12 protein-coding genes and 2 pseudogenes are annotated in these 12,978 nt (G+C 65.3%); 6 read left to right on the plus strand and 8 right to left on the minus strand.

What is annotated here, in order from left to right; genetic code table 11:
* The 5 genes and pseudogenes from BST40_RS31245 to BST40_RS25525 all read right to left on the minus strand — a co-directional run.
* A pseudogene (locus tag BST40_RS31245) lies at positions 1-234 on the minus strand (hypothetical protein); the annotation flags it as partial.
* Positions 235-270: 36 nt separating this feature from the next.
* A complete protein-coding gene (locus BST40_RS25510) occupies positions 271-819 on the minus strand; it encodes a hypothetical protein (protein ID WP_075546371.1) in 549 nt (182 codons plus the stop codon).
* Between the two features lie 58 nt (positions 820-877).
* Positions 878-1,381: a (2Fe-2S)-binding protein gene (locus tag BST40_RS25515; RefSeq protein WP_075546372.1), complete on the minus strand. Its 504-nt coding sequence runs from the start codon at positions 1,379-1,381 to the stop codon at positions 878-880.
* Positions 1,374-2,261, minus strand: a complete 888-nt coding sequence (locus BST40_RS25520; protein ID WP_083156138.1) for an FAD binding domain-containing protein — start codon at positions 2,259-2,261, stop codon at positions 1,374-1,376. Before BST40_RS25520 ends, BST40_RS25515 begins: the two co-directional genes overlap by 8 nt.
* Positions 2,258-4,597 (minus strand): xanthine dehydrogenase family protein molybdopterin-binding subunit, encoded by a 2,340-nt coding sequence (locus tag BST40_RS25525; RefSeq protein WP_083156139.1) that lies wholly within the window; start codon positions 4,595-4,597, stop codon positions 2,258-2,260. Before BST40_RS25525 ends, BST40_RS25520 begins: the two co-directional genes overlap by 4 nt.
* 52 nt (positions 4,598-4,649) lie before the next feature.
* Here BST40_RS25525 and BST40_RS25530 point away from each other — a divergent pair, with 52 nt between their 5' ends.
* Positions 4,650-5,201, plus strand: a complete 552-nt coding sequence (locus tag BST40_RS25530) for a nucleotidyltransferase family protein (protein WP_083156141.1) — start codon at positions 4,650-4,652, stop codon at positions 5,199-5,201.
* Between the two features lie 20 nt (positions 5,202-5,221).
* On the opposite strand, the gene BST40_RS25535 is transcribed toward BST40_RS25530, so the two are convergent.
* Positions 5,222-6,652: an amino acid permease gene (locus tag BST40_RS25535; RefSeq protein WP_083156143.1), complete on the minus strand. Its 1,431-nt coding sequence runs from the start codon at positions 6,650-6,652 to the stop codon at positions 5,222-5,224.
* A gap of 516 nt (positions 6,653-7,168) precedes the next feature.
* Between BST40_RS25535 and dnaK the strand changes: the two genes are divergently transcribed.
* Genes dnaK through BST40_RS32655 form a run of 5 tightly spaced genes read left to right on the plus strand, consistent with a single transcriptional unit; the run spans position 7,169 to position 11,456 of the window.
* Complete coding sequence (gene dnaK / locus BST40_RS25540; protein WP_075546376.1) at positions 7,169-9,034, plus strand: molecular chaperone DnaK; 1,866 nt, start codon at positions 7,169-7,171, stop codon at positions 9,032-9,034.
* Positions 9,031-9,696 (plus strand): nucleotide exchange factor GrpE, encoded by a 666-nt coding sequence (gene grpE / locus BST40_RS25545; RefSeq protein ID WP_083156145.1) that lies wholly within the window; start codon positions 9,031-9,033, stop codon positions 9,694-9,696. Before dnaK ends, grpE begins: the two co-directional genes overlap by 4 nt.
* Before the next feature lie 58 nt (positions 9,697-9,754).
* Positions 9,755-10,942, plus strand: coding sequence for a molecular chaperone DnaJ (gene dnaJ, locus BST40_RS25550; RefSeq protein ID WP_083156147.1), 1,188 nt, complete (start codon positions 9,755-9,757; stop codon positions 10,940-10,942).
* Positions 10,942-11,313 (plus strand): heat shock protein transcriptional repressor HspR, encoded by a 372-nt coding sequence (locus tag BST40_RS25555; protein WP_075546379.1) that lies wholly within the window; start codon positions 10,942-10,944, stop codon positions 11,311-11,313. Before dnaJ ends, BST40_RS25555 begins: the two co-directional genes overlap by 1 nt.
* An 11-nt stretch (positions 11,314-11,324) precedes the next feature.
* Positions 11,325-11,456: a hypothetical protein gene (locus tag BST40_RS32655; RefSeq protein ID WP_279629028.1), complete on the plus strand. Its 132-nt coding sequence runs from the start codon at positions 11,325-11,327 to the stop codon at positions 11,454-11,456.
* 202 nt (positions 11,457-11,658) lie between these two features.
* Here BST40_RS32655 and BST40_RS33400 read toward each other — a convergent pair whose 3' ends face one another.
* Positions 11,659-12,105 (minus strand): hypothetical protein, encoded by a 447-nt coding sequence (locus tag BST40_RS33400; RefSeq protein WP_425270707.1) that lies wholly within the window; start codon positions 12,103-12,105, stop codon positions 11,659-11,661.
* Positions 12,074-12,978, minus strand: a pseudogene (locus BST40_RS25560) (hypothetical protein); the annotation flags it as partial. The gene BST40_RS33400 and the pseudogene BST40_RS25560, both read right to left, overlap by 32 nt.

Below are 12,978 nucleotides of genomic sequence, written 5' to 3' on the forward strand. Positions count from 1 at the left end.
GGTCGGGGGGTTGGTGTGCGGGGCCGGCAGCCCCGGGTGCGGGTGGTCCGAGGGCCCCGGGGGCCGCGGTGGGCCGGGCCGCGGCGGGGCGGGGGTGGGTTGCTCAGCCGGCGGCCCTTGCTGGTAGGGCTGGTTTGGCGGAGGACGGCCGGCCGGCGGGTATCCCCGCGCTCCGAAGCCGCCATACTGGGTCGGCTGGTTGTGGAAGTCTTCGGGTGGTCCGTAGCGTGCCACAAAACCGATGGTACTGACGCCGGGGTGCTTCCCAGCTCAGAAGGTGCTGACCCGGTCGATGCTGACGAACATGCCATGCCCGGTGCTGTTGTTCTGGAAGCGGGTGCCCTCGGTGGTCGAGGTGATGGTCCAGCCCTGCGCGTCGTAGGTCCTGTAGTCGATGGTGACGGTCGGAATCGCGCCGAGATTGCCGAGGACCCACTGCACGGTGCCGGCGGCGGTGATGTGCACGCCGTTGGCGTGCTCACCGTCCTTGATCGGGGAATTGGTGAACGGCGCCTCGCAGCCGACGCTGTCTTTGTTGATCTGGCAGCGGGTCTGGCCGGACTTGGTCTCGATGAAGACGTAACCGTTCTGGTCGGGCGGCAACGGGATGGCACCGGCCGGCGTAGTCGGGCTCGGCGTTGTCGGCGGCAGCGGCGCCGTGCCGCTCGGTGGCGAGGTACTGGGCCGCGACGTCGGGAACGACGGCTCGATCGGCCCGGCGCCCGGTCCGGCGATCGGCCTGCCGTCAATGGTGGAATCGCATCCGGCGCCCAGCGCACCCGCCGCCAGCAGGGCCGCTCCGATCTGCAATAACCGCACGCGCTACTCCCGAGATTCTCAAAGACCAAAGCTCAGATTACGCAGCAGGTGACGCAAGTTACCGCAGTGACGCGCCTTCGGCTTCGGTGTGGCCCATTACGTCTGCGGCCCGGCGCGCGGCCGCGACGATGCCCTGGTAGCCGGTGCATCGGCAGAAGTTCCCGGCCAGGGCTTGGCGTATCTGGTCGTCGGAGGGCTGGGGATTGTCGTTCAGCAGCGCGGTGATCGACATGACGAAACCAGGCGTGCAAAAGCCGCATTGCAGTCCATGGCACTCCCGCAGCGCCGCCTGCACCGGTGAAAGCTCGCCGCTCGCTGACGCGACGCCCTCCACCGTCGTCACCTCCATGCCGTCGGCCTGGACCGCGAACAGCAGGCACGAGCGCACGGCAGCGCCGTCCAGCAACACCGTGCACGCGCCGCACGCACCGTGTTCGCACCCGAGATGAGTGCCGGTGAGCCCACATTTGTCACGCAGGAAGTCCGCCAACGTCATCCGCGGTTCAACGCTGGCGGCGACGGAATTTCCGTTGACCGAGAACTGGACTGATCGCTCATGCATAGCTGGCTCCGAGGCTTGGTTGCTGGGCTGCTTGGGTCCAGGCACGCGCCGTCATGGCGGCACCCACCCGGCTGCGGTACGACGCGGACCCTTGCAGGTCCGACGGAATGTCGTCGAGTTCCGACATGGCTGCCCGGCCGATTTCCTCGGGTATCACCTCGTGCAGCGGCAGGCCGGTGACCGCGGTTTCGGTCGCCGTCGCGCGCGTGGGCGTGGCACCCAGGCCCAGCAAGCCGATCGCGCAGCGCGACACCCGGTCATGGTCGTCGAGCCGCACCCCGACGACTGCCCCGGCGATCGCGAAATCGCCGTGCCGGCGCGCAAATTCGCGTACCGCAAAGCCGGATCGGCCATTCCACACCGGAAACCGGACACCGGTGAGCACCTCGTCGGGCTCCATGGTGGTTTCCCACAGGCCGGCGAAGAAGTCCGCGGCAGCGATCTCTCGTCGCCCTCGCGGCGAAAGCACCTCCATCACCGCGTCCAGGGCCAGTGCCACCGCCGGGTATTCACCGGCGGCATCGGCATGCGCGATCGATCCCCCCAGCGTGCCGCGGTTGCGGATCTGGAAGTGCCCGACGAACGGCGTCGCCAAGTTCAGCAACGGAACCGATTGGCGCACTTGCGCATCGGCACCAACGACGGCCTCGGTGGTTCCCGCTCCGATCCACAGTTGGTCGCCGCGCGCTTCGACACCGTGCAGCTCGGGCAGCCGGGATATGTCGATGAGGTGATCGAAGTAGGCCAGCCGCATCGACAACATCGGCACCAGGCTTTGGCCTCCGGCAAGGATTTTCGCCTCTTCGCCGAGCTCGGCCAGCAGGCCCACGGCCGCGTCGACGGTATCGGGGCGGTGGTAGTCGAACGATGCGGGCTTCACCGCGAGGCCTCTTCCAGGAGCGAGACGATCGACGCCGGACTGGCCGGCAGCCGCGTTAGGGCCACGCCCAGCGGCGCCAGGGCATCGTTGATCGCGTTGATCACTGCCGGCACCGATCCGATCGCCCCGCCTTCGCCGACGCCCTTGTATCCGCCCGGGCCCGGGCCCGGGATTTCGACGTGGCCATATTCGATCAGCGGCACCTCGGTGGCGGTCGGCAGCAGATAGTCGACGAATGTCGTGGCCAGCGGGTTGCCGTCGTCGTCGTAGACGAGGTTTTCCAGCAGTGCGCCGCCGATGCCCTGCACCGTTCCGCCGGCGATCTGTCCTTCCACGATCGCCGGGTTGATCATCGGCCCGACGTCTTCGCTGACGATATAGCGCAGCAGTGTGACTTTGCCGGTCGCGGTGTCGACTTCGCAAGTGCAGGCGTGGGTCGCGTTGGCCCAGTGAATCGGGTTGGGCGAGTTGAACCGAGCGGTCGCCTCCAATGTGGGCGACATTCCCGGCGGCAACTGCTGCGGTGAGTAGTGGGCCAGGTAGGCCAGCTCGCCGAACGACACCTGGGTTGCTGGGTCCCCGCGTACGGCAGCGCGCGAATGACCCAGTTGTACTTCGGATTCGGCCACCTTCAGGCGATGTGCGGCCAGTTTGACGATCTTCTCGCGCAGCATGGTCCCCGCCTCGGTGACGGCCCCGGCGGTCATCGGTCCGCTGCGGCTGCCCTGGGTCCCGGCCCCGTACGGCGTGGTCGCGGTATCGCCCTGAATGGTGCCCACGTCATCGAAATCTGCCCCCAGCACGTCGGCAGTCAGTTGAATGACAGTGGTTTCCAGGCTGTTTCCGCTCGAACCGCCGTTTACGTAGACGGTGATCTTGCCCGTCGGCCCCATCCGGATGGTGGCGCCTTCGGTGGCCATATGACCGGTGGCAGCGCCGGTGGCCTCGATGTACGCCGAGAAGCCGAGGCCCAGGTAGCGCCCGCGCGCCAAAGCCTCGGCCTGTTCTTTGCGGAATCCCTCGTGGTCAACGATTTTCACGGCTTGTTCGAACGTCTCGATCGGAGCGACGTGGTCGTACGGCATGCCGTTGGGGTTGACGTACGGCATCTCGTCACCGCGCAGCAGATTGCGCCGGCGCAGCTCGACGGGATCGATATTCATCTTGCGCGCGGCGATGTCGAAAAGTATTTCGCGCGCGAGGGTTTCGAACTGCCATGGACCGCGGTAGGCCGCCAACCCGGCGGTGTTGGAGAACACCGCCTTGTAGTTGAAGCTGGCCTTGGGCACCCGGTACGGCCCAGGGAAGAACATGCCGATGGCCGCGGTGGTCAACACCGGGTACGGCGTCGGATAAGCCCCGATGTCCTGGACGAAGTCGATGTCGGCGGCCGCGATTTTGCCCTCGTCGTCGAACGCCATCCTGGCCCTGCCGTCGACGTGACGCGCCTGCCCGGCCGACATCAGGTTTTCGCGCCTGTCCTCGATCCACTTGAGCGCCGCGGGCACCTTGCGGGCGGCCAGCATGATGCACATGTCTTCGCGCATCGGGACGACCTTCTGGCCGAAACCCCCGCCGGTGTCCCGCGCGATCACCCGAACCCGTTGTGCCGCAATGCCTAACAGGCGGGCACAGAAAGCGCGCAGTTCGTGCGGAGTCTGGGTCGACGCCCAGACGGTCAATTCTCCTGAAGCCGCCACCCACTCCACCACCAGGCCGCGGGTCTCGATCGGCACCGGCAGATGGATCTGCTGATAGAGGTGCTCTGCCACGACATTAGGCGATGTGGCGAAGACGTTTTCGTCCGGCCGCACCCCGCCCATACCGCCGGCGACATTGTTCGGGTAGCCGTCGTGTACCAGCACCTCGGCGGACTGCGCCTGCCTGAAGTCGACCACTGCCGGCAATGGCTCGTAGTCGACGTCGACCAGTTCGAGCGCGTCCTCGGCGAGGTAGCGGTTCTCGGCGACGACCAAGGCAACCGGGTCGCCGACGAACTTCGCTTCGCCGTTGGCCAGCGGGGGCCGCGGCGTGTCCGGGACGTCCTTACCCGCGACGGCGTGCCAGGCCTCCCGGACATCCGGATTGAGGTCGGCGGCGGTGAACACCGCGTGGACGCCGGGCAGTGCCAGCGCCGCCGAGGCGTCGATGCCATTGATCCGGGCCCGCGCGAACGGGCTGCGTACGAAGCAGGCGTGCAGCATGCCAGGCCTCGAGATGTCGTCGACGAAACTGCCATGCCCGGTCAGCAGCCGGCTGTCTTCGACGCGCTGCACGCGAGTGCCGGCGTAGCGGGGTGCCGGGGTAGCGCTGGTCGGTTGCAAGTCCTGAGTCATGGCGTTCCATCTGGTTGTCGCCTTTTGAGAAGCCCGATGTCATCATAGGAGAGTGGCGTTATCGGAGTCGATAGTGATCGGACTCCTCTTAGCGGCAGGTGCCGGACGGCGGTATGGACGTCCGAAGGTCCTCGTGGAAGGTTGGCTCGACGCCGCGCTGGATGCGCTGACCGGCGGTGGTTGCACCGAAATCGTCGTGGTTCTTGGCGCTGCCCAGGTGGCGGTCCCACCCGGTGTCACCGCGATCACCGCTGCGGATTGGCAACAGGGGCTGAGCGCGTCGGTGCGCGAGGGCCTTGCGCAGGCCGATCGCATGAACGCGGACTACGCCGTCTTACACGTCATCGATACACCCGATGTCGACGCCTCGGTGGTGGCGCGAGTGGTCAACCGCGCGTTGGCGTCCCGCAGTGGTCTGGCGCGGGCGTACTTCGGCGAACGGCCCGGACATCCGGTGGTGATCGCCCGCGGGCATTGGCCGGCAGTGCTGGCCACGATCTCCGGGGACCAGGGGGCGGCCGCTTATCTGCGGGCGGGGCGGCAGGTCGAGATCGTCGACTGCGGCGACCTCGCCAGCGGCGTCGACATCGACGAACCGCGGTGATGCGCTATTGCGCTATTGCGCTATTGGGTGGGCTGGGTGGTTTCCGCGGCGTGCTGGGCGGTGGTCAGCACGCGGTGGCGCACCACATACCAGCCGCCGATGAGGGCGGGGATGCCCACCAGCATCGCGGCGAGCATCCAGCGACCGTATGCCTCGTTGAACAGCATCAGGATCAGTACGGTCGCGAGAAAAACCAGGGTGAGCCAGCCGCTGTACGGGGACAGTGGCATCCGGAAATGCGGACGCTGCAACGTCCCGGCGGTCGTCAAACGGTGAAATCGCAATTGGCACGCCACGATGGTCGCCCAGGCCACGATGACTCCGGTTGCGGCGATATGCAGCACGATCTCGAACGCCTGGCTCGGTTTGACGGCGTTGAGGACGATGCCGAACAGACCGATTCCGGCGGTGAGCAGGATTCCGCCATACGGCACACCGTTTTTCGACAGCGGTGCGGTGAATTTCGGGCCGCTGCCGGCGATGGCCATCGATCGCAGGATCCGTCCCGTGGAATACAGCCCGGCGTTCAGGCTCGAAAGTGCGGCGGTGAGGACCACCAGGTTCATCAGGCTGCCGCCGCCGGCAAAACCGATCTTGGAAAAGAAGGTGACGAACGGGCTGACGTGTTCGCGGTAGGCGGTGTAGGGCAGCAGTAGCGCCAGCAGGATGGTCGAGCCGATGTAGAACACCGCGATACGGAACACCACCGAGTTGATCGCCCGTGGCATGACCTTTTCCGGCTCGGCCGCTTCCCCGGCCGCGATCCCGACCAGTTCGACGGCGGCGTAGGCGAACACCACGCCGGAGGTGACAAGCACCAGCGGCAGCAGCCCGGCCGGCAGCAGTCCGCCGTGGCTGCTCCACAGCGATACCCCGGTCTGTTGACCGTCGACTTTGAAACGTCCGGCCAGGAAAACCGTGCCGACGACAAGGAACACCACCAGCGCCAGCACCTTGACCAAGGCGGCCCAAAACTCCAATTCCCCGAAGAGGCGCACCGAGATCAGATTCATCGACAACACCACCAGCAGCGCGCTCAACGCGAGTGCCCACTGCGGAATCACGTGAAACGCCGTCCAGTAATGGAAGTAGTGTGCGATCGCCGTGGTGTCGACTATCCCGGTCATGGCCCAGTTCAGGAAGTACATCCAGCCGGCCACGAAAGCCGCCTTCTCGCCGAAGAATTCGCGGGCGTACGAAACGAACGATCCGGACGACGGGCGGTGCAGCACCAGTTCGCCTAACGCGCGCAGGATCAGGAAGACGAAGATTCCGCAGACCCCGTAGACCAGAAACAACCCCGGTCCTGCCGACGCGAGCCGGCCGCCGGCGCCGAGGAAAAGTCCGGTCCCGATCGCGCCGCCGAGCGCGATCATCTGCAGCTGCCGATTGTTGAGGGGCTTGTGGTAGCCGGAGTCTTCGCGGGTAAGCATGCTAGGAGGCGGTGCCATCGAATTCCTTATCGCCGTAGCTTGCGGAAACGCAGCGAGACTGGGTGCCAGGCTATCCCACTCCCGCCATCTGACACACCGTCAAGCGTGGCCGGCTGAGTGGGCGTCGAGTGTGTGGTGGCGGCGTCGAGGGTGCATTGGTGGCTTCGGGTGTGCGCTGGCGGCGTGTCTGAGCGGGACGGACTCAGCCCTGCGCGCACGCTCGACGCCCTACGCGCATAGTCGACGCCGCCAGTGCTCAGTCGACGCCCTACGTGCACAGTCGTTGAACGAAGACGCTCGAATTGGCCAACTTCGCTGCATCGTGTCAGTCAATGAACGAAGAGCGCCGCGCGGGCCAGAACCAAGATGCCGACCCCGGGAACAAGTCGGCAACCGGCACCGTTAGCATGATCGACAAGTTGAGTGGACCAAGCTCAACCCTGTTTGACAGCAAGTCCTGCTGGGAGCAGGCTTGAGCGGGGTTCACTCAGCATAGTGCAGTACCGAAGGTCTACATACTCAGGAGGAATCACCATGGCTCGTGCGGTCGGAATCGACCTCGGGACCACCAACTCCGTCGTCTGCGTGCTGGAGGGTGGTGACCCCGTCGTGGTCGCCAACTCCGAGGGCTCACGGACCACTCCGTCCGTCGTCGCGTTTGCGCGCAACGGCGAGGTGCTGGTCGGCCAGCCCGCCAAGAACCAGGCGGTGACCAACGTCGACCGCACCGTGCGTTCGGTCAAGCGACACATGGGCTCCGACTGGTCCATCGAAATCGACGGCAAGAAATACACCGCGCCCGAGATCAGCGCGCGCGTCCTGATGAAGCTCAAGCGCGACGCGGAGGCCTACCTCGGTGAGGACATCACCGACGCGGTGATCACCGTGCCCGCCTACTTCAACGACGCCCAGCGCCAGGCCACCAAGGACGCCGGCCAGATCGCCGGCCTCAACGTGCTGCGGATCGTCAACGAGCCGACCGCCGCCGCGCTGGCCTACGGTTTGGACAAGGGCGAGAAGGAACAGACAATCCTGGTTTTCGACCTCGGTGGCGGCACCTTCGACGTCTCCCTGCTGGAGATCGGCGAGGGCGTGGTCGAGGTCCGCGCCACCAGCGGTGACAACCACTTGGGCGGCGACGACTGGGACGACCGCATCGTCAGCTGGCTGGTCGACAAGTTCAAGGGCACCAGCGGCATCGACCTGACCAAGGACAAGATGGCGATGCAGCGGCTGCGGGAAGCGGCCGAGAAGGCCAAGATCGAGCTGAGTTCGAGCCAGTCGACCTCGATCAACCTGCCCTACATCACCGTCGACGCCGACAAGAACCCGCTGTTCCTCGACGAGCAGTTGACCCGGGCCGAGTTCCAGCGCATCACTCAGGACCTGCTGGACCGCACCCGCAAGCCGTTCCAGTCGGTGATCGCCGACACCGGCATCTCGGTGTCGGACATCGACCACGTGGTGCTGGTGGGCGGCTCGACCCGGATGCCGGCGGTGACCGACCTGGTCAAGGAGCTCACCGGCGGCAAGGAGCCCAACAAGGGCGTGAACCCGGACGAGGTGGTGGCAGTCGGCGCGGCTCTGCAGGCCGGCGTGCTCAAGGGTGAGGTGAAAGACGTTCTGCTGCTTGATGTTACGCCGCTGAGCCTGGGTATCGAGACCAAGGGTGGCGTGATGACCAAGTTGATCGAGCGCAACACCACGATCCCGACTAAGCGGTCGGAGACCTTCACCACCGCCGACGACAACCAGCCGTCGGTGCAGATCCAGGTCTATCAGGGTGAGCGTGAGATCGCCGCGCACAACAAGCTGCTCGGCTCCTTCGAGCTGACCGGCATCCCGCCGGCGCCGCGCGGCGTCCCGCAGATCGAGGTCACCTTCGACATCGACGCCAACGGCATCGTGCACGTCACGGCCAAGGACAAGGGCACCGGCAAGGAGAACACCATCCGGATCCAGGAAGGCTCGGGCCTGTCCAAGGAAGAGATCGACCGGATGATCAAAGACGCCGAGGCGCACGCCGAGGAGGACCGCAAGCGTCGCGAAGAGGCCGACGTCCGCAACCAGGCTGAGACGCTGGTCTACCAGACCGAGAAGTTCGTTAAGGAACAGCGTGAGGCCGAAGGCGGGTCAAAGGTGCCCGAGGACACGCTGAGCAAGGTCGAAGCCGCGGTGGCAGAGGCCAAGACCGCACTTGGTGGCACTGATATTGCCGCGATCAAGTCGGCGATGGAAAAGCTCGGCCACGAATCGCAGGCACTCGGACAGGCGATTTACGAGGCCACTCAGGCTGAGGCTGGCGCTGCCGGCGCGGGGCAGCCGGGTGGCGGCCCGTCGGGCTCGGCTGACGACGTGGTGGACGCGGAGGTGGTCGACGACGACCGGGAGTCCAAGTGACCGAAAGCAACCCACACGAACAGGTGACGGTCACCGACAAGCGGCGCATCGATCCGGAAACGGGCGAGGTACGTCATGTCCCTCCCGGCGATACGCCGGGAGGGACGGTACCCGGAGGTTCGGCGGTCGGCGGCGACAAACTGGCGGAAAAGGTTGCCGAGTTGACGGCCGACCTGCAACGGGTGCAGGCCGACTTCGCCAACTATCGCAAGCGTGCGCTGCGTGACCAGCAGGCCGCGGCGGACCGGGCCAAGGCCGCCGTTGTCAGCCAATTGCTGCATGCGGTGGACGACATCGAACGGGCACGCAAGCACGGAGACTTGGATTCCGGGCCGCTGAAGGCCGTCGCCGACAAGCTGATGAGCGCGTTGACCGGCCTGGGGCTGAAGCCATTTGGCGCTGAGGGTGAGGATTTCGATCCGGTGCTGCACGAGGCGGTGCAGCACGAGGGCGATGGCGGACAAGACGCCAAGCCGGTGATCGGAACCGTCATGCGGCAGGGCTACCAGCTCGGTGAGCATGTTCTGCGAAATGCCTTGGTTGCCGTCGTCGAAACGGTTGCCGACGACACGGCCGAATCGGACGCACCGCCCGCGTCTGACGAGCCCGTCGAAACCGAGCAGCCCGACACGAGCGATAACGCCGACGTGCCCGGTGAATAAGGCCGAGAATCACAGGCGAGGCAACACTACACAGACGAAGGTGAGGAGGTGACGCAACATGGCCCAGCGAGAATGGGTCGAGAAGGACTTCTATAAGGAGTTGGGCGTCTCCTCTGACGCCACCGCTGATGAAATCAAGCGCGTGGCTCGAAAGTTGCTCGCCGAGAATCATCCCGACCGAAACCCGGGCAACAAGGCGGCCGAGGATCGCTACAAGGCGGTCTCCGAGGCAAAGGAAGTGCTCACCGATCCGGCCAAGCGCAAGGAGTACGACGAAACGCGCCGGCTTTTCGCCGGCGGCGGTTTCGGCGGTCGTAGGTTCGACGCCGGCGGTTTTGGGGGCTTCGGGGGAGGTAGCTACGGCTCCGATGGCGCCGAGTTCAACCTCAACGATTTGTTCGACGCCGCCAGCCGTTCGGGCGGGACCAATATCGGTGACTTGTTCGGCGGGTTGTTCGGCCGCGGCGGCAGCGCCCGTCCCAGCCGGCCGCGTCGCGGCAACGACTTGGAGACCGAGACCGAGCTTGATTTCGTCGAGGCCGCCAAGGGCGTGGCGATGCCGTTGCGGCTGACGAGTCCGGCGCCGTGCACCAACTGCCACGGCAGCGGAGCGCGCCCGGGCACCAGCCCTAAGGTGTGTCCGACCTGCAACGGCGCCGGGGTGATCAACCGGAATCAGGGCGCGTTCGGCTTCTCCGAGCCCTGCACCGATTGCCGGGGTAGCGGCTCGATCATCGAGCACCCGTGTGATGAGTGCAAAGGCACCGGCGTCACCACCCGTACCCGCACCATCAATGTGCGGATCCCGCCGGGCGTCGAGGACGGACAGCGGATCAGATTGCCCGGGCAAGGCGAAGCCGGGTTGCGCGGTGCGCCGTCGGGAGACCTGTATGTGACGGTGCATGTTCGACCGCACCCGGTGTTCGGGCGCGACGGTGATGACCTGACCGTCACAGTTCCGGTCAGCTTTACCGAATTGGCTTTGGGTTCAACACTTTCCGTACCGACGCTGGACGGGACCGTCGGCGTTCGGGTGCCGAAGGGCACCGCCGACGGTCGCATCTTGCGGGTGCGCGGACGTGGTGTGCCCAAGCGCAGCGGCGGTAGCGGCGACCTGCTCGTCACGGTCAAGGTGGCCGTTCCGCCGAACCTGGAAGGCGCCGCCGAAGAGGCACTTCAGGCTTACGCGGCGGCTGAGCGGTCCAGCGGGTTCAACCCCAGGGCCGGTTGGGCGGGTCATCGCTGATGGCCAAGAAGGACGAGTCTCGGACGTTTCTGATCTCGGTGGCTGCCGAGCTGGCCGGCATGCACGCGCAAACGCTGCGCACCTATGACCGGCTGGGTTTGGTCAGTCCGAGGCGCACTTCGGGTGGGGGGCGGCGCTATTCGGAGCGTGACGTCGACCTGCTGCGTCAGGTGCAGCATCTCTCGCAGGAACAGGGCGTCAACCTCGCCGGCATCAAGCGCATCATCGAGCTGACGAATCAGGTCGAAGCGCTGCAGGCGCGGCTCAAGGAGATGGCCGAGGAATTGGCGGTCCTGCGCGCCAACCAACGTCGTGAGCTTGCGGTGTTGCCCAAGAGCACGGCCCTCGTCCTCTGGCAACCGCGCCGGTGAGCGGAGCCCGCGTGAGCGGGCGAGCGAACGGCGCCATCCAGCTGGAGCCGGTGAGCGGAGCCCGCGTGAGCGGGCTAGCGAACGGCGCCATCCAGCTGGAGCCGGTGAGCGTCGTCACCGCGATGTCGCCGAACGTGTTCTGACGGTGAGAAGTTGGCCGGATTTTCGTCGCCAGGTCACGCTCGGTGCGCCCGCTGGCGTTCAGGGCGGCAACCGACGCGCGCACTGAGCGCAGTTGGCCCGGCCGCGCGACTCAGCGTGGTAGCGTCCGGCGACCGTGTGCACCAATTCGGGTCAACCCGGGAGGCGATCAGCCACCGCCCGCGCGAGCGGACGATGAGACAGTTACGGCAGCCTGACGTTGTGGAAGAAGCCAGACACTTGGGTGCCGATGTTTGCGATGCCGGATACAAATGCCTGCGTCGCGAGATCCACTGTGCTGGTATTGAATATGCCCGAGATGGTATTGCCCTTGTTCAACAGGCCCGATGTCAGCGCGCCGTAGTTGAAGAAGCCCGAGTCTTCCAGTGCGCCGGCGTTCCAGATGCCCGAATGGTTGGTGCCGGTGTTGATGATTCCCGATAGACCGTCGCCGGAGTTGAAGAATCCGGACGAGACGTGCCACTGCCGTAGTTTGAAGAAGCCTGACGACGGAGCGGTCGTTGAATTGAAGAATCCCGGTCCCTGGACGAAGTCAAAACCGAAGGTGTACGGGCCCGCCGTGCCACCGCCGGACTTTTCGAAGGTTGTGCGAACGATGTCATCGATATTTATTTGGAGCCGATAACACATTCGCAGGAATGGTCCAAGGGCCTAGGTCGCCGTGATAGACGGTGATATTTATGCCCGGCCATTGGTGCAGAACGACTTTGATCCGGATCTTGGAAATGGTGAACGCATCCTGGGTGATTTCGTTGATGGTGCCCTGGATTGGTAGTTCGACGAGGCCATGCACATCGCCCTGGTACGGAAATTCGGGAATGGTCACGTGGTAGGAGAGTCGAACCAAACCTTGGTAATCGCCTCTCCAGAGGAAGCCGTTGTTGTAGTTGCCCGAGTTGAAGGCGCCGGTGTTGACGTCACCGGTGTTGCCGATGCCGGTGTTGTAGTCGCCGCCGTTGAAGTATCCCGTGTTGTACATTCCCGAGTTGAAGCCACCCGAGTTGTGGTCTGCGCTGTTGAAGCTGCCCGTGTTCGTTTCACCCGCGTTGTACAAACCGGAGTTGTAGTTGCCGGCGTTGGCGATCCCGGTGTTGGCGGCGCCGGAGTTGAACCATCCGGTAGTGGTGCTGCCGGTGTTGCCGATGCCGGTGTTGTAGTCGCCGGAGTTGCCGATGCCCCAGTTTCCAGTACCGGAGTTGCCGATGCCGATGTTGTTGGTTCCGGAATTGAACAACCCGATGTTGCCGGTGCCGGAGTTCAACGTACCGAAGCCGCGTTGCTTGTCGCCGGTGAGCCCGAAACCGATATTTCCGTTGCCGGTGTTACCGAAGCCGATATTGCCGTCTCCGGTATTGCCCCAGCCGAAGTTGTGGTTTCCGGTGTTGCCCATCCCGAGGTTGTTCAACCCCGCTGTCAACGAGCTACCGACGTTCCCAAACCCGATGTTGCCGCTGCCGAGGTTACCGCTGCCGACATTGGCGCTGCCGCGGTTGACGAAGCCGA

This window comes from Mycobacterium persicum (assembly GCF_002086675.1).
GTDB lineage: Bacteria > Actinomycetota > Actinomycetes > Mycobacteriales > Mycobacteriaceae > Mycobacterium > Mycobacterium persicum.